At 56.9% G+C, this 20,507-nt stretch carries 20 protein-coding genes, 2 pseudogenes and 1 riboswitch; of the genes and pseudogenes, 4 read left to right on the top strand and 18 right to left on the bottom strand.

Annotated elements, in window-relative coordinates:
* Nucleotides 1–21: 21 nt before the first annotated feature.
* Nucleotides 22–193: riboswitch (Lysine riboswitch) on the bottom strand.
* Between the two features lie 302 nt (nt 194–495).
* On the top strand, nt 496–900 hold the full coding sequence (locus tag ACTG1K_RS15300) for an H-NS family histone-like protein (protein WP_005337123.1): 405 nt from the start codon (nt 496–498) through the stop codon (nt 898–900).
* A 69-nt stretch (nt 901–969) separates the two neighbouring features.
* Here the strand turns inward: ACTG1K_RS15300 and ACTG1K_RS15305 are convergent.
* The 5 genes and pseudogenes from ACTG1K_RS15305 to ACTG1K_RS15325 all read right to left on the bottom strand — a co-directional run bounded on the left by ACTG1K_RS15305 (nt 970) and on the right by ACTG1K_RS15325 (nt 3,857).
* Nucleotides 970–1,544 (bottom strand): annotated as a pseudogene (locus tag ACTG1K_RS15305) (cob(I)yrinic acid a,c-diamide adenosyltransferase).
* Nucleotides 1,541–1,771: a DUF3820 family protein gene (locus ACTG1K_RS15310; RefSeq protein WP_005337126.1), complete on the bottom strand. Its 231-nt coding sequence runs from the start codon at nt 1,769–1,771 to the stop codon at nt 1,541–1,543. The pseudogene ACTG1K_RS15305 and the gene ACTG1K_RS15310 overlap by 4 nt, the downstream one beginning before the upstream one ends.
* Nucleotide 1,772: 1 nt before the next feature.
* Nucleotides 1,773–2,444, bottom strand: coding sequence for a 7-carboxy-7-deazaguanine synthase QueE (queE, locus tag ACTG1K_RS15315; RefSeq protein ID WP_069527953.1), 672 nt, complete (start codon nt 2,442–2,444; stop codon nt 1,773–1,775).
* A gap of 61 nt (nt 2,445–2,505) precedes the next feature.
* Nucleotides 2,506–3,213 (bottom strand): 7-cyano-7-deazaguanine synthase QueC, encoded by a 708-nt coding sequence (queC, locus tag ACTG1K_RS15320; protein ID WP_113740692.1) that lies wholly within the window; start codon nt 3,211–3,213, stop codon nt 2,506–2,508.
* Between the two features lie 20 nt (nt 3,214–3,233).
* Nucleotides 3,234–3,857, bottom strand: a complete 624-nt coding sequence (locus ACTG1K_RS15325; RefSeq protein WP_100646103.1) for a tRNA-uridine aminocarboxypropyltransferase — start codon at nt 3,855–3,857, stop codon at nt 3,234–3,236.
* Between ACTG1K_RS15325 and rrtA the strand changes: the two genes are divergently transcribed.
* A complete protein-coding gene (gene rrtA, locus ACTG1K_RS15330; RefSeq protein WP_164537041.1) occupies nt 3,856–4,449 on the top strand; it encodes a rhombosortase in 594 nt (197 codons plus the stop codon). The two genes, ACTG1K_RS15325 and rrtA, sit on opposite strands and share 2 nt — an antisense overlap.
* On the opposite strand, the gene pyrF is transcribed toward rrtA, so the two are convergent.
* The 6 genes from pyrF to cmk form a co-directional block, all read right to left on the bottom strand.
* Complete coding sequence (pyrF, locus tag ACTG1K_RS15335) at nt 4,424–5,125, bottom strand: orotidine-5'-phosphate decarboxylase (protein WP_005351164.1); 702 nt, start codon at nt 5,123–5,125, stop codon at nt 4,424–4,426. The genes rrtA and pyrF overlap by 26 nt on opposite strands.
* 18 nt (nt 5,126–5,143) lie before the next feature.
* Nucleotides 5,144–6,310: a lipopolysaccharide assembly protein LapB gene (gene lapB, locus ACTG1K_RS15340; protein WP_005346478.1), complete on the bottom strand. Its 1,167-nt coding sequence runs from the start codon at nt 6,308–6,310 to the stop codon at nt 5,144–5,146.
* A 9-nt stretch (nt 6,311–6,319) separates the two neighbouring features.
* Nucleotides 6,320–6,604 (bottom strand): LapA family protein, encoded by a 285-nt coding sequence (locus ACTG1K_RS15345; RefSeq protein WP_005337143.1) that lies wholly within the window; start codon nt 6,602–6,604, stop codon nt 6,320–6,322.
* A gap of 158 nt (nt 6,605–6,762) precedes the next feature.
* A complete protein-coding gene (ihfB, locus tag ACTG1K_RS15350) occupies nt 6,763–7,047 on the bottom strand; it encodes an integration host factor subunit beta (protein ID WP_005299934.1) in 285 nt (94 codons plus the stop codon).
* Nucleotides 7,048–7,139: 92 nt separating this feature from the next.
* A complete protein-coding gene (rpsA, locus tag ACTG1K_RS15355) occupies nt 7,140–8,810 on the bottom strand; it encodes a 30S ribosomal protein S1 (protein WP_005337148.1) in 1,671 nt (556 codons plus the stop codon).
* A 94-nt stretch (nt 8,811–8,904) separates the two neighbouring features.
* Nucleotides 8,905–9,597 (bottom strand): (d)CMP kinase, encoded by a 693-nt coding sequence (gene cmk / locus ACTG1K_RS15360; protein ID WP_440005925.1) that lies wholly within the window; start codon nt 9,595–9,597, stop codon nt 8,905–8,907.
* 248 nt (nt 9,598–9,845) lie between these two features.
* Here cmk and ribA point away from each other — a divergent pair, with 248 nt between their 5' ends.
* Complete coding sequence (gene ribA / locus ACTG1K_RS15365; protein ID WP_005351157.1) at nt 9,846–10,439, top strand: GTP cyclohydrolase II; 594 nt, start codon at nt 9,846–9,848, stop codon at nt 10,437–10,439.
* A 70-nt stretch (nt 10,440–10,509) separates the two neighbouring features.
* Here ribA and ACTG1K_RS15370 read toward each other — a convergent pair whose 3' ends face one another.
* Nucleotides 10,510–11,466 (bottom strand): LysR substrate-binding domain-containing protein, encoded by a 957-nt coding sequence (locus ACTG1K_RS15370; protein WP_425857337.1) that lies wholly within the window; start codon nt 11,464–11,466, stop codon nt 10,510–10,512.
* Nucleotides 11,467–11,529: 63 nt separating this feature from the next.
* Nucleotides 11,530–12,404 (bottom strand): annotated as a pseudogene (locus tag ACTG1K_RS15375) (LysR family transcriptional regulator).
* A gap of 95 nt (nt 12,405–12,499) precedes the next feature.
* On the opposite strand from ACTG1K_RS15375, the gene ACTG1K_RS15380 reads away from it, so the two are divergent.
* Nucleotides 12,500–13,723 (top strand): MFS transporter, encoded by a 1,224-nt coding sequence (locus ACTG1K_RS15380; RefSeq protein WP_440005928.1) that lies wholly within the window; start codon nt 12,500–12,502, stop codon nt 13,721–13,723.
* A 144-nt stretch (nt 13,724–13,867) separates the two neighbouring features.
* On the opposite strand, the gene ACTG1K_RS15385 is transcribed toward ACTG1K_RS15380, so the two are convergent.
* The 5 genes from ACTG1K_RS15385 to ACTG1K_RS15405 form a co-directional block, all read right to left on the bottom strand.
* Nucleotides 13,868–14,422, bottom strand: a complete 555-nt coding sequence (locus ACTG1K_RS15385) for a VOC family protein (protein ID WP_279498388.1) — start codon at nt 14,420–14,422, stop codon at nt 13,868–13,870.
* A complete protein-coding gene (locus ACTG1K_RS15390; protein WP_005337161.1) occupies nt 14,416–15,180 on the bottom strand; it encodes a hypothetical protein in 765 nt (254 codons plus the stop codon). The genes ACTG1K_RS15385 and ACTG1K_RS15390 overlap by 7 nt, the downstream gene beginning before the upstream one ends.
* Nucleotides 15,181–15,371: 191 nt before the next feature.
* A complete protein-coding gene (nfsA, locus tag ACTG1K_RS15395; RefSeq protein WP_440005930.1) occupies nt 15,372–16,097 on the bottom strand; it encodes an oxygen-insensitive NADPH nitroreductase in 726 nt (241 codons plus the stop codon).
* A gap of 71 nt (nt 16,098–16,168) precedes the next feature.
* A complete protein-coding gene (locus ACTG1K_RS15400) occupies nt 16,169–17,734 on the bottom strand; it encodes an AbgT family transporter (protein ID WP_335862933.1) in 1,566 nt (521 codons plus the stop codon).
* Nucleotides 17,735–17,877: 143 nt separating this feature from the next.
* Nucleotides 17,878–19,830 (bottom strand): putative bifunctional diguanylate cyclase/phosphodiesterase, encoded by a 1,953-nt coding sequence (locus ACTG1K_RS15405; RefSeq protein WP_013723827.1) that lies wholly within the window; start codon nt 19,828–19,830, stop codon nt 17,878–17,880.
* Between the last annotated feature and the right edge of the window lie 677 nt (nt 19,831–20,507).

A 20,507-nucleotide genomic window follows, 5' to 3' on the forward strand; every position in this document is an offset into this window, starting at 1 on the left:
GGGAGGTCATACTCCTCAGCCCCTTCAGGTAGCGCTCCATAGTGGATGACTATGGCAGTCCTGCACCTATTAGATGCAGAACCAGCAGCCCGGTATGATGGCCTGGCCACTTCGGCGCTGACTCCTTTCCTTGTGCATCACAGGCATCACCCTCCGCACAAATACTCATAGGCAGCGCGCCTCTACTTAAAGGTATTCACCGCACATTTTATCGAGATGGCAGCTTATAGCAAGTTTTTTGATTAAATAGTCACGATAAACATATCAAGGTCGAAAAATGGTAGTCAAATGATGCAGCAACGCCTGTTTTGACGCTATTTTCACCTACTGCGGTTTCATTGGCATCCAATCTCCAAGCCTATTGCAGGCCATATTAAATATCTGTATTGATGTTCCCCACGGATATTATATTTAACCCGGCTTGACTTATTTAAATCGCCAAGCAAGAATCAGCTAGAACATAATATTTTTCTCTGACTCGACGTGGTAACTCCTATGAATGAATTTTTAAAGGTACTGCTTAATATCCGCAGTCTGCGTGCGACCTGCCGCGAACTTTCTCTGGAACAACTGGAAGAGGCACTGGAAAAACTCTCTGCGATCGTTGCTGAGCGTCAGCAGGATGAAGCTGCCGAGCGTCAGGCCCGTGAAGAGCATCTGCGGAAAATCAACGAATATAGCGAAATGCTGAAAGCCGCCGGTATTGACCCGGCAGAATTGGTAAGCGCTGTCGCTACCAACCCCGGCAAATCAGAAAAAGCCAAGCGGGCGCCACGTCCTGCCAAATATCGCTATCAGGATAATGGCGTAGAGAAAACCTGGACCGGCCAGGGCCGTATGCCTTCGGCTATTGCCAGCGCAGTGGCAGCAGGCAAATCACTGGAAGACTTTGCTATCTGATCTCAATCTCGTTGCTAATAAAAAACCTCGCCAAGGCGAGGTTTTTTATTGCCGCTTAAATGTGACATATCAGATAGCCGATTGCGGGCGATCTGCTGCCTTGACCCACAGCACTTCACGATCCCCTGCCACGCAGATGAGATAGCGGGCAACGGTAAAGAACCAGTCACTCATCCGGTTCAGATAGGGCAGCAGCTCGGGATTGACCCGCTCTTCCCGGCTCAATGTCAGCAGCAAGCGCTCGCAATGACGCACCAGAGTACGCACCACATGTGCTTGCGCCGCGGCACGGGAACCACCGGGCAATATAAATTGGCGCAGCGGTGGCAATGGCTCGCTATAACGATCTATCTGCTGTTCAAGGCGAGTTGTCCAAGCGGCATTAACCTGCCAAATAGATTCATTCTGGGCGTCGCTGGAGAATGCCAACTCCCCCCCAGATCAAACAACTCCTGTTGCAACAGCTGTAAATCAGCCAATAAACCGATCTCTTGCGACGGCACGTCACAAATCAGCAAGCCAATATGGGAGTTGAGCTCATCGATATAACCGTAGGTCTCGACTCGCAAATGATCCTTTGGCAACTGGATACCATCGGCCAGCCGGGTCATGCCCTTGTCGCCCTGCCTCGTATATATTCTCATACCGACATCCTGTTAATAATGGGAATAATCATGGATTCGAGTCCATTGAGTTTGATTTCGTAAGCCAACGCCAGCGTCTGGCCCAATTTACCCGCCGGAAAACCGCTGCGCGCCATCCACACCAGATAGGGCTCGGGAATATCGATGATACGCCGCCCCTGATATTTACCGTAAGGCATCTTGTTGGTCAGAGTCAGCAGCACCTGTTCGTCGGATAGCCAATCCATATTAATCAATATCCAGATATTTATGAGTCTGGATTGAGAGTCGCCAGTTACGCGCGATACAGGTATCCATCGCCAATTGGGTGGCCCGTGGTTTCTGGCTGATCGGCTGCAAGGCAATGACCACGTCCGGGCGCAGAGTTGCGGTCGCCAGTAGCGCATCCAGCTCTTCAATATGGTGCTCGGTGGCCACCGGATGCTTGATCTCGTTGGCCCGCTCCAGCGCCGAGACCAGCACAGGCAGCCCCCCTTTCATGCCAATTTTGGGGGAGACGGTCACCCAGGTCTGCTCATGGGTCTTGATCTCGCTGGTGCCACTGGTTTCAATCTGCACCTGATAACCCGCCGCCAGCAGGGCTGACGAGAGTTCGTGCAGATCGTAGAGGCAGGGCTCGCCACCGGTGATCACCACATGGCGCGCCTGATAACCCAGGTCGGTAAAGCTCTTGATAATCTGCGCGGTGCTAAGTTGGCTCCAACAATCGGATTCGTTGGAGCGATCCAGCACCGCCGCCTTGCCCACTTCACGAGCCGGATCAACAACCCAGGTATGACGGGTATCGCACCAGGGGCAGCCCACCGGGCAACCCTGCAGGCGAACAAAGATGGCGGGCAGGCCGGTAAAGATGCCCTCCCCCTGGATGGTCTGGAAAATCTCGTTGATTGGGTAGTGCATCTCGATCACGGCTTGTTGCAAAAGTCGCGGATTATACCCCAAGCCACGGCAAGACGCAGGCTCACTCTGCGCTTTTCTCGCCCAGCCCGGTTTTCTCAAACAGTCTGGCCATGATGCCCGCCTTGTCGGCCAGATAGTTGTTCAAGCCGCGACGGCGCAGTTCACACGCAGGACACGTGCCGCAACCGTCACCGGCAATGCCGTTGTAGCAGGTCAGGGTCTGCTGGCGCACCGTGTCGAGGTGACCATAGTGATCCGCCAGAGCCCAAGTCTCGGCCTTGTCGAGCCACATCAAGGGAGTTTCAAAACGGATGCCGCGATCCAACCCGAGCGACACCGCCTGATTGAGGGCCTTGACGAACTCGTCACGGCAATCGGGATAGCCGGAGAAGTCGGTCTCGCAGACACCGGTGATCACCGCTTCGGCGCCCACCTGATAGGCATAGATGGAAGCCAGGGTCAGGAACAGGATATTGCGGCCTGGCACGAAGGTGTTGGGCAGCCCGTTATCCTGCAGCTCGCAGCTGACAGGAATGTCGTCACGGGTCAGGGCAGAGACCGCCAGCTCATTGAGCAGCGTCACATCCATCACCTTGTGGGCGGCGATCCCCAGAGCACTGCCCAGACGACGCGCGGTGTCGATCTCTTCCCGATGGCGCTGGCCATAGTCGAAGGTGATGGCGTGCACTTCATCATACTGAGCCAATGCCTGTACCAGACAAGTGGTGCTGTCCTGACCGCCACTGAAAACCACGACTGCTTTTTTCATCTTGATAACTCCTTCAAATGTCACGCGCGGCGGCCTTCGGCAAAGTCCTGCCACTGGGTATTCAACCGGTTAAACAGGGTCAGCAAGGGCGCATAGTGCTCCGGCCTCCCCTCCCACCGGGACAAGAGGTGATAGCCCGCCTCTATGGTAGAGAGGGCATCGGGAAAGGGTTTCTTGCGAATGGCATATTGACCGGCAATGGCACCAATGCCGATGCGGGGCAAGCGGGCCAGAGCCGGGTTGCTCTGCAACATGCGATAGGCTTTGCGCCAGGTGCCGTCAAGCAAGATAAAGGCGACGGATGCGGAGCTAGAGGATTCACTCTCCCACTGTTGGCGAAGATCGGTCAGCGAAATGGCATCCTCATCCGGCCAGAGCAAATAATAACGACGGGATTGGTCAGCCAGCAGCATATTGAGCCACTCATCGCGGGAAAAGTCCTCCCCCACATGGATCTCGCACTGTTGCAAAGAGGCCGTCAGCAGTGCCGCGGTCCCCTTGGGATGTGCCACCTCGTTGGGGTGCTGCAAGATGTAGAGGGGCGTGTGATTGTCAACCGGCACAATATAATCGCACAGGCAGGCTTTGAGGGCTCGGGTGCAACGTGTACAGTATCGACTGTTCTTGTCGTTGGACTGTTTCATGTTGTCAGACAAATCTGGATTGCTCTGGGTTATCACGCTCTCTCTCACCAGCTTGCTACTCTTCTTTACCGTTCCCAATCTTCAGCTCTCCTTCGATCGGCCCTTGATCGCCGGGGGCGAAGGGTGGCGGATCATAACAGGCAATCTGGCTCATACCAATCTGTGGCACCTGCTGCTCAATCTGGGCGGCCTCGCCATCCTCTATAGCCTGTTTCGCGACTATCTGGGTGGGGCTCGCCTGCCGCTGCTGATGTTGCTGCTCTGGTTGGCAGTGGGCTTGGGGATCTGGTGGTGGTGCCCGCAGACCCAGTGGTACATGGGGCTATCCGGCTCGCTGCATGGTCTGTTTGTCTGGGGGGCAATGCAGGATATCCGCCACGGACGCCGCACGTCGGGCTGGCTACTGTTGGCAGGGATGGGGCTCAAGCTGGCGATGGACTTCTACAACGCAGGAGAGAGCCCGATATCCACCCTGATCAATGCCAAGGTACACATCGGCTCTCATCTTATCGGGGCCGGTGCAGGCCTGTTGCTCGGCCTGCACCGCGTATCACTGAGTGAGCCTGTTACGCACCAGCCAGCTCGGCATTGATGCTGGCCAGCATGGCGGCCGGATCGGCAGCCTGCGTAATGGGGCGACCGATAACCAGATAATCGGACCCCGCCTCGACCGCTGCTTTCGGTGTCATCACCCGGCGCTGATCCCCGGCCGCTGAACCGGTCGGGCGAATCCCCGGGGTCACCAGCTTGAACTCATCACCCAGCAAGGCTTTAAGCTCATGGGCCTCGTTGGCAGAGCAGACAACCCCATCCAAGCCGGATGCCTTGGTCAAGGTAGCCAGCCGGATCACCTGCTCGGCAGGGCTCACATCCAGGCCAAGAGGGATCATGTCGGACTGCTCCATGCTGGTCAGCACGGTCACGCCGATAAGCAGGGGGGCCTTGTCGCCATAAGGCAGTAGCGCCTCTTTGGCGGCACGCATCATCCGCTCACCACCACTGGCATGCACGTTGACCATCCAGACACCGAGCTCGGCACTGGCTGCCACGGCTTTGGCAACAGTATTGGGAATATCGTGAAACTTCAGATCCAGAAAGACATCGAATCCCTTGGCCACCAGCTGGCGTACAAACTGCGGGCCAAACAGGGTAAACATCTCCTTGCCTACCTTGAGACGGCACTGGGCCGGAGAGATACGTTCAACGAACGCTAAGGCATCTGCCTCGTGCTGATAATCCAGCGCTACCAGTACTTTGGGATCTTGCATCTCACATCCTATTGCTTGTTATTCACCGTCCAGACCACGGATCGGCTTGATGGAACCCCACTGGCGACAAGACGGGCACTGCCAGAACAGCGAGTGAGTGGCAAAGCCGCACTGCCGACACTTGTGGGTTGACTTGATTTTGATCTGCTCGCCGACCAGCTGTTGCAGCAGTTCGAGGCTCTCCTTGGCAGGCCCCTCCTCCGCACTGGCCAGCTGAAAACCCACCAGCTGGTAAAAACCTTTCATCGACGGATGACGACGCAGCTGACGCAGCACCAGCGAACGGGCCTGGCTCAGGCCATCACGCTCTTCAACCAGCTTGGCAAGGGCCAGGGTCACGCTGACACCGGCGTGATCTTCCACTGCCTTCTCAAGCAGCGGGATCAACGCAGGCGTGCGCCCCAACTGCTGATAGCACTCGAGCAATTTGGGCATTGCCTCGGAGGCAAAGTCGATATCCTGCTCGAACACCCGTAGCAGCTCCTTGCTGGCCTGCTCATACTCCCCCTCTGCCATGGCGAGCTCAGCGAGGCGCAAACTGGCCCGGGCACATGCCGGATTGATACTGAGCGCCCGTTTGAGCTTGGCCAGCCCCTCCCCTTTATTGCCCTCACGCAGCGCGATCTCGGCTTGCTCGCAATAGAAATGGGAGATGGGGTCGGCCAGCTTCTTGCCCTGGAATTTTTGTAGACGAACCGCCACATCGATGGCCTTATCCCAATCCCGCAACTGCTGATGGATGATCAACAGCTGTGCCAGCGCCGTCTCTTCATAGTCGCTGTCATCACACAGCTCATTCCAGAGCGCTTCCGCTCGGTCCAGCAGACCGGCAGCCAAAAAGTCGCGCGCAAGCTCCTGCAGGGCAAGCTGTCGCTGCTCCCGGGTCAGTTGGCGGGTTACCAGGTTCTGGTGGATCTTGATGGCACGATCGACCTCCCCACGCTGGCGAAACAGGTTGCCGAGGGAGAGGTGTGTTTCGATGGTTTCACTGTCCACCTCAAGCAGCTGGATAAAGAGATCCACCGCCTTGTCGGATTCATCGGACAGCAAATAGTTGAGGCCCGCCACATACTGGCGGGAAAACTGGTTACTCTGTTTTTGGGTGTCCTGGCGAACACTCCTGCGACCCATGTACCAACCATAACCGGCGGCGATGGGCAACAGCAGGAAAAGCAGTTCAAGCATTGAGGAACATTATTCCTTACCCGGTGACCGGGCCAGCTCCAACTCGCGGGATTGACGACGCATGGTGCGGTTGAGGGTGCGGTTTTGCATTTTCAGGCGCAGGAACAGCAGGCCGAATACCAGCCAGCCCAGCAAAAAACCGCCAGCGAAGAAGAAGCCCAACAGCATGGCAAGTGAAAACTCACCCTGAGCGATCAGGTAATTGAACTGAACCAGCTGGCCATTTTGTGAGCCCAGCGCCAGGGTCAGAACAAACACCAGCACCAGCGGAATGAGGGCCAAAATACGCTTCATAAGAGCTCCCTGTCAGTATCTAATGAGAGGCTGATTATCCTTAAAATCGCAGGCAGACTCTAGAGTGAATGGGAAAAGAGTTTAAGAAACAAGACGATTGGCACAGGAATCGGTGCCAAAAAGAAAAAAGGCATACCCGAGGTATGCCCATTTCTGCATTATTCAATGATGTTGACGCGCTCGCGCAACTCTTTACCAGGTTTGAAGTGCGGGACATATTTCCCGGTCAGTTCAACCTTGTCCCCAGTCTTGGGGTTGCGGCCCACACGGGGCGCACGATAGTGCAGTGAAAAACTGCCAAATCCGCGGATTTCAATCCGGTCGCCGTTTTGCAAGGTCGACGCCATCTGCTCAAGGATCTCCTTGATGGCGGCTTCGACATCCTTGGCCGGCATATGCATGCGGCTGGCTGCCAGTTGTTCGATGAGATCTGATTTGGTCATAACGTTAAATCTCCTTCCCCGATCACATGCAATATTCATTTTGCCAGGATAAAAAAGGGCGGCGCAATGCCGCCCTTTTCTTGCATCAAGGATTACTCACCCTTGGCGGCTTTGAACGCTTCCATCATAGCATTGCTGAACACAACTTCTTCTTGCTGGTTCAGGTTATCGATAGCAACACGCTCATCAGCCTCGTCCTTAGCACGGACAGACAGGCTTACGGTGCGGTTCTTACGATCAACGCCCATGAATTTAGCTTCAACTTCGTCACCAACAGACAGCACCAGAGTGGCGTCTTCTACGCGGTCACGAGCAGCGTCGGAGGCACGCAGGTAGCCTTCTACGCCATCAGCCAGTTCGATAACGGCACCTTTGGCATCAACCTCAGTAACCTTACCCTTCACGATAGCACCTTTCTTGTTGTCAGCCAGGTACTTGTTGAACGGGTCTTCTTCGATCTGCTTGACACCCAGGGAGATGCGCTCACGCTCCGGATCCACTTGCAGAACAACGGCTTCGATCTCGTCGCCTTTCTTGAATTCACGCACGGCTTCTTCGCCCTGGTTGTTCCAGGAGATGTCAGACAGGTGAACCAGGCCGTCGATGCCGCCATCCAGACCGATGAAGATACCGAAGTCAGTGATGGACTTGATCTTGCCGGAAACACGGTCGCCTTTGGCGTGAGTTTCGGCAAACAGCTGCCACGGGTTGGATTTGCACTGCTTCAGACCCAGGGAGATACGACGACGCTCTTCGTCGATGTCCAGAACCATCACGTCAACCACGTCGCCAACGTTAACAACTTTGGACGGGTGGATGTTCTTGTTGGTCCAATCCATCTCGGATACGTGTACCAGGCCTTCAACGCCTTCTTCGATTTCAACGAAGCAGCCGTAGTCGGTCAGGTTGGTCACGCGGCCAGACAGACGGGTGGTCTCCGGGTAACGCTTGGCGATAGCAACCCAGGGATCTTCGCCCAGCTGCTTCAGACCCAGGGATACACGGGTACGCTCGCGGTCGAACTTCAGAACCTTGACAGCGATCTCGTCGCCAACGTTGACGATTTCGGAAGGATGCTTAACGCGCTTCCACGCCATGTCGGTGATGTGCAGCAGGCCGTCAACACCGCCCAGATCTACGAATGCACCGTAGTCGGTCAGGTTCTTGACGATACCCTTAACTTCTTGACCTTCTTGCAGGTTAGCCAGCAGGCTTTCGCGCTCGGAGGTGTTCTCGGTCTCGATCACGGCACGACGGGAAACAACAACGTTGTTGCGCTTCTGGTCCAGCTTGATGACTTTGAACTCGAGTTCTTTGTTTTCCAGGTGAGCGGTGTCACGGATCGGACGCACGTCAACCAGAGAACCCGGCAGGAAGGCACGGATGCCGTTCAGTTCAACGGTGAAACCACCCTTGACCTTGCCGTTGATGATACCGATAACGGTAGCTTGCTCTTCGTAAGCCTTCTCAAGCTGCAGCCAGGCTTCGTGGCGCTTGGCTTTTTCGCGGGACAGCTTGGTTTCGCCGAAACCATCTTCGATAGAGTCCAGAGCCACGTCAACGGTGTCGCCGACGTTGATTTCCAGCTCGCCCATGGCGTTCTTGAATTCTTCAGCCGGGATAGCGGACTCGGATTTCAGACCGGCGTCAACCAGTACGAAACCGTTCTCGATAGCAACGACAGTACCCTTGACGATGGAACCTTGACGGGTTTCAACGGCGTTCAGGGACTCTTCAAAGAGTTGAGCAAAAGATTCGATCATTGTTTATGTCACAAATGAAACATCCACTTGCAATCCGGCACAAGCGGGGCTGTTTTAAATAATCTGCGCCATCCTTGGTGCAGACGACCGGATGTCAGCTTGCGCTGGCATCACCAAGTTGTTGCTCTGCATAGGCGAGTACTGTTGCCAGCACTTCATCTATGGTCATGGCGGTAGAGTCTACCACCAGAGCACCTTCTGCCGGTTTCAGGGGTGCAGTAGCGCGATTTCTGTCGCGATCGTCACGTTCCCGAATCTCGGTTAAAAGACGCTCAAAGTTAACATCAAAGCCCTTATCTTGCAACTGCTTATAGCGACGCTGGGCCCGTTCTTCGGCACTGGCGTCGAGGAAAATCTTCACCTCGGCCTCGGGGAAAACAACTGTACCCATGTCACGACCATCGGCAATCAGACCCGGGGCCTGACGAAATGCACGCTGACGGCGCAACAATGCTTCGCGCACCCGGGGGAAGGCGGCGATTTTACTGGCAGCATTACCCACTTCTTCGGTGCGGATGGTGCGGGAGACATCTTCCCCTTCCAGGATAACCTTGACCAGATCGCCCTCAACCTGAAATTGCACATCCAGATTGGCGGCCAGCGGCACCAGTGAGGCTTCACTGTCCAGCTCTACATCGTGATGCAGGGCGGCCAGGGACAACACCCGATAGATGGCGCCCGAGTCCAGCAAGTGCCAACCCAGCTTCTCAGCAAGCAGCTGACACAAGGTGCCTTTACCTGCACCACTGGGGCCATCAATTGTCATTACGGGGGCCATCTGAGGCATAACTTCTCTCCTGCACTGTGTTGCTCCCATCCCGAAGGGGTGGGTTAATGGGCGCCGATTATACCCGAATGTGGTGAGCCTGGCAGTCATCAATCCGCACAAAGGGCCAAAACCCCGACGGACAGCTGTGCTTGTATCTCATTTGGAGATTTCATTAAGCAATGCAGGGACTTGTTCTTATGGTCGTTCCTGACAAGGCGCGCTAAACTGGCCCCCTTTTTTGAGCCGTTAGTAGTAAGGAGCAACCTATGAGCAGCGTTACCCTCGTGGCCAAATCCAAATTGCCAACCCCCTGGGGCACCTTCACGCTGGTAGGTTTTCAGGAAACCGGCACAGGCAAAGACCACGCCGCACTGGTGATGGGCGACATTACCGGTGACGAGCCCGTGCTGGGCCGGATCCACTCAGAGTGCCTGACCGGCGACGCCCTGTTCAGCCTGCGTTGTGACTGCGGTTTCCAGTTGCAGGCGGCCATGGAGAATATCGCCAAAGCCGGTCGTGGCGTGTTGCTGTATGTGCGTCAAGAGGGCCGTGGCATCGGCTTGCTCAACAAGATCCGCGCCTATCACCTGCAGGATCAGGGTGCCGATACCGTGGAGGCCAACGTGGCCCTTGGTTTTGCCGCCGACATGCGCGACTACACCATCTGCGCCGATATGCTCAAGCAGCTTGAGGTCAAGTCTCTCAAACTGATGACCAACAACCCGCGCAAGATGAAAGCCATGGAATCCTTCGGTATTCCGGTGGCCGAACGGGTACCGTTGCAGGAAGGGCGCAATCCCCACAACGAGTTCTATCTGTCGACCAAGGCCAACAAGCTGGATCATATGCTGAAGAAGTGAGCCTGAATTGACGAATGTCAGATAGTCAAACGCCTCCCGAACGGAGGCGTTTTTCTTGGGACGACCCTAGCTATCGCTGTGGTACGGTCAGATTGGCCAGCAGAGCTTCAAGCTCTTCGCCAGTGCAGGCAGCACAGTATTGTTCGACCCGCTCGCGGGTCAATTGCGGCGCGAGACGTTCAATCAGATCGTAGAGATAGCCGCATAAAAATGCCCCTCTGCGCAACCCGATAGCGGCCACACCGCCTGGTAGCCAGGGCGCCGTTTTGAGCACCAGCTCGCCATCGCGCTGGGGCTCCCAGGCAAAGGTTGCCATCACCCCGATGCCCATCCCTTGTCTGACATAGGTCTTGAGCACATCGCTGTCGCTCGCACAGCAGGCGATCCGGCTCTCGGCATGAGCGCAATCAGTGCCATGAGCTGTGGAGAGAGCCCTTCCATCTGTCACCAATGCAAACTCCACCAGCTCGGCCGGGGTCAGCGATGTTGCTTTGGCCAACGGATGCTCCTTTGGCAGCACCAAGCCCCGTTGCCACTGAAAAGAGGGGAGCATCAGCAGATCGCTCCCCTCCTCCGGTTCATCCGCCAGCAGCAGATCGGCAGCGCCATCATGCACGGCTGCGCGGCACTGCGCCGCACTCCCCTGCATCACAGTTACGGCAACTTTGGGAAAGCGGGCCATAAAACCCTTGAGGATGGCGGGCAGAATATAACGGGCTTGCAGATGAGTAGCCGCAATGGTGAGGGTTCCCTGCTCCGGATGCACATGCTGCCTGGCCATCACCTTGATGGTGGCGACCTTGTCCAGCACCTCCGCGGCCACTTTGATCACGTCCCGACCTATGGGGGTGATCTGGGTCAGGTGTTTGCCGCTGCGCTCGAAGATCTGGATCCCCAGCTCATCCTCCAGCATCCGCACCTGTTTGCTGATCCCGGGCTGGGAGGTAAAGAGGCTCTCGGCGGTGGCCGACAGATTCAGCCTGTGGTTCGCCACCTCGACGATATAGCGCAATTGCTGCAGTTTCATGGTGTAGCCCTCAAGCGAACCCACCGTTAATAGTAACAAACTTTCAGCAATGACCCGCCGCCATCAGGCCGGGCGCTCCTTGAGTAGGAAATCACGCAAGGCACGGTTGGCCATGGAGAGCGGATCGCCACGCCGCCACGCCACGCAGAGGTCGAGGTAGATGGGCGGGTCGAAGGGCACGCCACTCAGATCCGGCTCCTCTTCCAGCACCATCCGCAAGAAGGTTGTCACCGCAAAACCTTGCCGCACCACCGCCTTGAGCAGAGGGATAAGATTGCTCTCGAAGGCGATATCGGGTTCAACGCCAAGGCTCTGGGCCAGCGCCTCCATATGCTCCCGGTGATAAAAGCCGCGGCGAAACAGCGCCAGCTCCTGAGCGAAAAACTGAGAGAGGGTGACGGCCGATGCGCCACGCAAGGGGTGATCGTCCCCCACCACCATCAACATCTCTTCGCTCAGCAGATGTGCCCCCTCGATGGCGGGGGGAGATCACTGGTGATGAGAATGGCCAGATCGAGGGAACCATCCACCATCCGGCTGAGCAGCTCGCGGGTGCCGGCCTCTTCGACCCGGATCTTGAGGCCGGGATAGCGATGCTTGAAGGCCATCAGTCGAGGGGGGAAATAGTAGGAGCCCATCATATAGGGGATCCCGATCCGCACCTCCCCCCGCTCCAGCCCCTTGAGCTCGGCCATCTCGGCCTCGGCCTGATGCATCTGCAACAACAAGCGCTCGGCATGGCGACAGAGCACCTCTCCCTCCGGGGTGAGCCGTACCGCCCGGTCCTGTCGATCAAACAGCCGCAATTCGAGCTGCTGCTCCAGCTTGGCGATGGCCATGCTGATGGCCGGCTGTGCCACATGCAGACTGTTGGCTGCCTTGGTAAATGAGCCGGCATCCCTGACCGCCAGCAGATAGGTGAGCTGTTTCAGATCCATGTATCAATTCATCTTATGAGATGGATAACTTAAATATATTATATTTATAACTGCATGGACTCTACCCTGACCAAAAGTAGTCAGGACAATACGCAATGATTGAAGTTGGAAGTCGCGAGTGGATACGTGCAACCCTGGCCCTCAGCCTGGGCTCTTTTCTGGTGTTTCTGAACCTCTACCAGACCCATCCCCTGTTACCCCTGATTGCCGAGGTCTTCTCGGTCAACTCCCTCTCGGCCAGCTGGACCCTAGCAGGATGCACTGCTGGCCTCGCCGCCTCCCTGCTGATCTGCGCCAGACTGGCGGATCGCCATGGCCGTCGGCAGGTCATGCTGGGTACCCTCACCCTGGCGATCCTGCTCTCACTGTTGATCCCGCTGGTTGAGCAGTTTGGCTCCCTGCTGCTGCTGCGTATCCTGCAGGGCGCGCTGCTGGCCGGGTTACCAGCCACTGCGATTGCCTATATGGGGGAAGAGTTCAGCAAACGGGCGCTCCTCTCGGCGGTGGGGGTCTATATTGCCGCCAACTCCCTCGGTGGCATTGCCGGTCGGGTGGTCGGCGGTCTGTTGGCGGGCTGGTTTGGCGACTGGCAGCATACCTTTCTGGGGATCGGAGTGATCAGCCTGTTACTGCTGCCGCTGGTCTTCTGGCTGCTGCCCCACCAAACCCGCTTTGTGGCGAGCGCCCCCGTTCGCGGTCAATTTGCCCGCGCCTTGCAGCAACACTTGACCAATCCCTTGCTGGTAGGGGCTTACCTTATAGGCGGGCTCAACTTTATGGTGTTTCTGAACCAGTTCAGTTATCTCACCTTCCTGCTGGCCAAGCCCCCTTTCTCCCTGCCCACCCAGTGGCTCGGCATGCTATTTCTCACCTATCTCTCGGGAACGGTGGCTTCCTCCCTGAGCGGTCGCTTTGCCAACCGCTGGGGGGCACAACGCATGCTGCTGGTCGGGATCGCCCTGATGGCCCTCGGCAGTCTGTGGCTACTGCAAGCTAGCCTGCTCGGGATCCTGAGTGGCTTGCTGATCTCCAGCTTCGGCTTTTTCCTGGCACACGCCTGCGCCAGTGCCTGGGTCGGTCATCATGTCGAACACAACCGCGCCCTCGCCTCCTCTCTCTATCTGGTAGCCTACTATCTGGGAGCCAGTCTGGGGGGACTTTACCTGCACCCGTTCTGGGAGCTGGGCGAGCTGGGCGGTCTGGTCATGGGAATTGAACTGGTCCTCATCTTGACGGCGGGCTTGAGCCTCTGGCTCGGCCGTCTCAAGCAGCGAAGCCAATCGCCACTGCCCGCCCAGCAACCCCACCGACACGGGTAACAGGCTCAGCGCAAACAGGGTCACCCACGAGCAGATGGCGATCCGCAACCCAGCGCCACCAGATAACAAAAGGGGTCACACCGGTGACCCCTTTTGCTGCGTTATTCAAGAGCCTGTCAGGCTCGCACCGCATTTAGAGCAGGATCACTCCTGATTGAAATAATCCGCAGGCACCGCGACCACAGCACCGGTCGCCACCTCTTCGGCGATCACCTCAGCCAGCGAGCGCAGATGAAACTTGATCTGTCCGGAGGGCAACATCAGGCCAATATCGGGGTTGCGGGTATCCTGCATGTTGCCAGTTTTGAATGGCAGCTCGGGATAGCGCGCTACCAGATCTTGCAGTGAAGTGACCACCAGCTCGATATGTTCCAGCCCCGCCTGATGGGCGCGACCCGGTTTCGGTGCAGCCAGCTCGATACAGGGTACCTGTACCTCACCAGCCAACAGCGGCTGATGCAACTGATAAGTGGCGATGGGACGTCCGCCAATCATCCCCTCCACCAGCAAGGTACCTGCCTCAGCCAGCACAGCACATAGCGCGCGGTACTCCTGCAGGGTAGCCGCCCGATAACAGAGGTGATCGACCGTTGGCCGGGAAATTGTGACGCCAGTGGCGGACAGTTCGGCCAACAGCTGAGAAACAAATGGGGCCATTGGCCCCAGTGTGGAATCGAGTGGATGGGACATGCTTACCATTTCTTCTTGGGTTGAAACAGGACATCGAGCTCGTCGGCTTCCTTGTCCTTGATGTTTTGCAGATCCTGCGCGCTATTTTGCTGCTGCAGCTCTTCAAGCTCCTTGAGCCCCTGACGCATATCTTCTTCACGGGCCAGCAGATAGGGATCCTTGTCGCCCACGCTCGCCATGGCAGAGAGTCCCTTGGTATAGAGCTGGCGGCAAGTACCATATTGGCCCTGAATGCGGGCATCCATCGCCCGCTTGACCAGATTGGAGATGTTGATCTTGAGCTGCATCAGCTCGAGGCGGCGCTCTTCCTGGGCAAACCCCTGAGGGTCAATCTTGCCCTTGTTGTGCTCGACCCGCAGCACAGCCCGCATCTTCTTGACCAGCTGCAGCATCTGGATCGCCTGACGATCGGACTCCGGGGTCTTGAACTGCCCCTCATCCTGCACGCTGTAGTTCTCCTGTACATTCTTGATTTGGGTCTGCACATCAACGATGCGCTGCTTGATTTGATTATTCGGCATCACCTGGGCGATGGCGCGATAGGCATCGAGGATCCGGTGCTGCAACAGCAACACCATGTTCTTGGAGAAAGGCACCAGATTGACGTTCAGCAACACCTCTTCGGTCTCGTCAGCCACCGTCTTGTGTCTGGCAACGGCGTGACGCTTGTCCGCCTCAGCCTTCTGCTTATATTGCTGCACCACGTTATAGGCGATAACCAAAAACAGGAGTGCGCCAATAGACAGCAATACCAAAGTTAAAATCATAGGATGTCCAAACCCCTGTTCCTATCCAATTGCGTGATCCTACAACAGCTTACCCACTTAAGGTAGCCTGCAGATCCCCCCTTGCCCACGATTTGTCACCAAGCTGTGCCCCCGGTCTCAGGGAGAGATTGCAGGATCAGGGGATGATGACCATGACGGTCACCTCCTCATAGTATCGCCCATCAGCGCCATTACTTGAGGTTAAAGCCCCGTGATTGCAGGAAGCCCAACATGAAAGGACGGGACTCCTTGCCCAGAATGGCGCGGATCTGGCCACTCCAGGTCTGCTGTTTGTTGTTGCTGCTGCTGGCCTGATAGTAGTCCGCGATCTGCTGATCGTATTGAGCCAGTAGGTCACGATCCAGCTCGTGCTGGTAGCGATCCTGATGCACCACCAACCCCCTGGGCAGACGGGGTTTCTGCTCCGGCTGCTGGGCAGGATGACCGAGGCAGAGGCCAAACAGCGGGATCACCTGATGGGGCAAGCCCAGCAGCTCGCTCACCTCGGCGGGATGGTTGCGAATGCCGCCGATATAGACCCCGCCCAGCCCCAGCGACTGCGCCGCCAGCAAGGCGTTTTGCGCCATCAGGGCGCCGTCGATGGCTCCGATCAGCAACTGCTCCGCATAGCCGGTCTGGGCCTCTGGCACGATCTGGGTGTGGCGGTGGTAATCGGCGCAGAACACCAGAAACTCGGCCGCCTGCACCACATAGGGTTGATTGCCCGCCAGCATGGCCAACTGCTGACGCGCCTCGGGTTCGCAGACTCGCACAATACTGGTCACCTGCAAAAAGCTCGAGGTCGAGGCGGACTGGGCGGCGGCGAGAATGGCATCCAGCTGCTGCGGGGCGATCGGCTCGGCAGTGAACTGACGAATGGAGCGATGGGAAAGGATAAGATCGATGGTCTGATTCATGGCACCTCCAAAATGAGGTAACACCATAGCGAAAAAAACGAGGGAGCCCAAGGCTCCCTCGCACACCCAGCTTAAGGGGCCGGATAGACGTAAGGGGCTTGCAACCCGAGCGGGAAGCCGAGCGCCCAGTAGATCAGCAGGAAAATCGTCCAGCTCACCAGGAAGGCAAGCGAGTACGGCAGCATCATGGAGACCAGGGTACCGATCCCGGTGCTCTTCACATACTGCTGGCAATAGACCACCACCAGCGGGAAGAAGACCATCAGCGGGGTGATGATATTGGAAGCAGAATCCCCAACCCGATAGGCCGCCTGGGTCAGCTCGGGGGAGATCCCCACCGCCATCAACATGGGTACCAGGATCGGGCTGATCAGCGCCCACTTGGCGGAGGCCGAGCCGACTACCAGATTGACGGTGGCGGTGAGCAGGATCATCCCGACGATGGTCACCTCACCGGGCAGCGCCAGCGCATGGAGCACTTCGGCACCGGAGAGGGCCAGCAGGGTGCCCAGATTGGAGTCACCAAACGCCTTGATAAAGAGCGCGCAGAAGAAGGCCATCACCATGTAGGAGCCCATCTTGTTCATGGTGGCCGACATGGCATCGATCACATCCTTGCCACTCTTGAAGCTGCCTGCGACAAAGCCGTAGACAATCCCGGGCAGGATAAAGAGCAGGAAGATGAGCGGCACTATGGACTTCATCACTGGCGCGGCGAAGGTGGTCAGAGAGCCATCAGCAGCACGCAGCGGTGAGTCGCTCGGGGAGAGCGCCAGCGCCAGCAGCACGATAGCCGCCAGCATGGCAAACCCGGCCCAGTTGAAAGCCCGGCTCTCTTGCGCGCTGTAGCGCCCCATCTCGTCGGCACTCTCCAGATCCTCGTTGAGCGCCACGTGCTTGAGGCGCGGCTCCACCACCTTTTCGGTGATGAACCAGCCGACGCAGATGATCAGCAACGAAGAGGCACCGGTAAAGATGATGTTGCACAGGGTGTTGACCATGTAGTCAGGATCGAGCAACTGAGCGGCGGACTGGGTAAAACCCTGCAGCAGCGCATCACCGCCGGAGGGCAGGAAGTTGGCGGCAAAACCGCCGGAAACGCCGGCAAAGGCAGCGGCGATCCCCGCCAGCGGATGGCGTCCGGCAGCGTGGAAGATGATGCCACCGATGGGGATCACCAGCACATAACCCGCATCTGCGGCGGTGTGGCTGACGATCGCCACCAGGATCAGCATGGGAGTGAGAAAACGGGCAGGCGTCACTTTGAGCAACTTTTTCAGACCGGTATTGATAAAACCTGACTGCTCGGCCACCCCGACCCCGAGCATGGCCACAAGCACGATCCCGAGCGGGGCAAAGCCGGTAAAGGTGGTCACCATGGTGGAGAGAAACTCGGCCAGACCGGCACCGGTCAGCAGGTTGTTGACCACTACCGCTTCCCCGGTACGGGGATTGACCAGATCAAACTGGAATTGTGACAACACCCAGGAGCCGACCCAGACGATCAGCAAGGCGTAGAGGAACAGCATGGCGGGGTCGGGTAATTTGTTCCCGGCTTTCTCGACGCCATTGAGGAAACGGTTCAACCAACCTTTGGGAGGGCTGGCCGGACGGTCATTGACAGCAGCATGACTCATTATTGCGATACTCCTTTCCCTAGAAACGAGGGCGCATGCTAGCAATTCCAGCCAATCCGTCTCATGACCGATCGCAAAAGAATGATTAATTTTGATTAAATATTGCGGAATAAAATCCCAAGTTGTGGCCTAACGCACACTTGTTACTCTGCCATTACGGCATCTAGCAGTGGATAACGCCCAACCTGGCACTCAACCACAAAACCGCTCGCCTCGACTTGCGCCACAGTCAGCGGCTTGCTGAACAGATATCCCTGGAACACATGGCACCCCTGGGTCTGCAGTGCGGCCAGCTCGTGGGGCTCCTCCACTCCTTCCGCCATGATCCCCAACCCCAGATTGGTGGCCATGGCCGCAGTCGCCCGGATCACCGGCAAGTTGAGGCCGACCACGAAGGAGCGATCCAGCTTGATGTTGTTGATCGGCAACCGGTTGAGATAGGCCAGCGAGGAGTAGCCGGTACCGAAATCATCGATGGCAATCTTGATCCCCTGCTCGCTCAAATCATCGAGAATGCCGAGACACCCCTTCATATCGAGCATCAACACGGTTTCGGTCAGCTCCAGCGTCAACAGGGAGGCATCCACCCCGTGCAGTTCCAGCTGCTGGCGAACTTGCCCGGGCAGCGCCGACGAGAGCTGGAAACCGGAGAGGTTGACGGAGACCGGCACCCGCTGATGGAAGCGCTTCTGCCAGCTGGCTACCTGTGCCAGCGCGGTGGAGAGCACCCAGCTGCCGATCTCGCGGATCAGCCCCATCTCTTCGGCCAGCGGGATAAATTCCACCGGCGAGACATGGCCGAGCACCGGGTTGTACCAGCGCAGCAGTGCCTCGTAACCGATCAGACGCCGTTTGGCGGCATCGACCTGCGGCTGGTAACAGAGGCTCAGCTCCTGGCGGCCGATGGCCTTGGCCAGAAACTGTTTGAGATTGAGCTTGCGCTGCAGGGTCTGCTGCATGCTGGGGGTGAAACGCTGCCAGCGCAGCCGCCCCATCTGCTTGGCCTGATACATGGCCATGTCGGCACGGGTGATGAGGTTGTCCCCGTCATCCGCATCATCGGGATAGATGGCGATACCGATACTGCCGCCGATGGTCACCTCCGGCAGCCCGCTCAGTTGCAGCGGCTTGGTCATCTGGGAGAGCATCTGATCGGCCACCTCTTGCGCCCGATCCCCCTGATTGCCCAGCGGCACCAGTGCTGTGAATTCATCGCCACCGAGGCGAGCCAGCTCCACATCCCGCGGGCAAATCTGTTTGAGGCGACCGGCGACCCGCTCCAGCAGGCGATCTCCCGCCTTGTGGCCGTAGTTGTCGTTGACCAGCTTGAAGTTGTCCAGATCCATGAACACCAGCGCGAAACGCTCCCCCAACCCGCAATAGGCCTCGAGGGATTTCATCAAGCCATACCGATTGAGCAGGCCGGTCAGGGAGTCGTGCCAGGCGAGGTGGCGATGCTCCAGCTCTTCGAGTTTGCGATCGGTAATATCCCGCATGGTGAGCAGAATGCGGGCCCCCTGCTGGATATAGCGGAACTGATACTGGAACCAGCGCATCCCCTTGAGGGTTCGGCACTCCCCCTCGGTCACCACTTCATCGAGACGGGAGAGCTTCTGGTAGAAGCTGTCATCATTGCCGGAGAAAACCTGGGAGAGCTTGGCGATCTGGTGGCCGAAACACATTTCGAAGTGATAGTTGCCACTCTCGAACACACCATGGCTATCGAACAGGCAGGCAAGGGTATCGCCGGTTGCCAGCGAGGACTCCTGATAGAGGGTATCGGAGTCGAGCACCGCTTCGGTCATCATCATCAGCCGGCCAGCCAGCTGAATGCCAGAGAGGCGCAGATAGATCTGCTTCTTGACCCCCTTTGGGGAGAGGGTCCACCACTCGTTGTAACTGCGCCCCTGCTGAAAATCACCCAGATAGCGCTGTAGCAGCAGATCGATGGCGGTTGCCATATCGGCAGAGAAGTCGCGGGAGCAGAGTTCGTCGAGAGACGTCGCCTCCCACACGGAGAGCGCGGCGCTGTTTGCCCAGAAAATATGGTGATGCTCGATGTCATAAACCCAGATCGGGGTATGCAGAACATCCATCGTCTTCAGTAACCGTTCGTCAAGCGTATTCATCTGGTCAAGGTCATTCATGCTGGATGGTCACTGGTTAACCGGAAAACAGATCTGGCAAACCGCTAGCTGCAGAATGCAAGGTGCAAATACCTCTCGGCCATTATCCCTTTTCACATAGCCAAGAGCGGACAAAACTATTTCAGATATCAACAACAGGGCAGCCTGTACGGCAATACTACAAAGGACTCAGCCAAGGACCCTGTTAATCCAAGCAAATCATATAGTCGATTTTTAACTTTTTTCCCCAGTAAAAACAAGCACTAAGAGCTATCCACTCGAGACCTTGAAAGAGCAATTGCATATTTGCTGCGATAAATTTGTTATTAACATTTAAATCAATGGTGGAAATAGTCATCACTCTCTGTCACAAAGCTTCCATTAATTAACCAAGCGGATGGATAAACAGCCAAAAAAACGCCAAAACGGACAAAAATAGTTCACTAAGGCGGAATTGATATACCCCAAATTCATTTTTCAACAGGCAATGGGCAAAACCCGAATATATGATCTGCATCACATTGGCAGTGGATGGCAAACCACCCCGGCTGAGTACGCAGAGCAACCCAGATTCCTTCCATCAGATTGCAATATCGGCCTTCGCCCGCGGTTATAGCGGAACAAATCAGGAAATATGGCAAACATCT

The sequence above is a fragment of the Aeromonas sp. 102P genome, assembly GCF_051920345.1.
GTDB classification, from domain to species: Bacteria; Pseudomonadota; Gammaproteobacteria; order Enterobacterales; family Aeromonadaceae; genus Aeromonas; species Aeromonas veronii.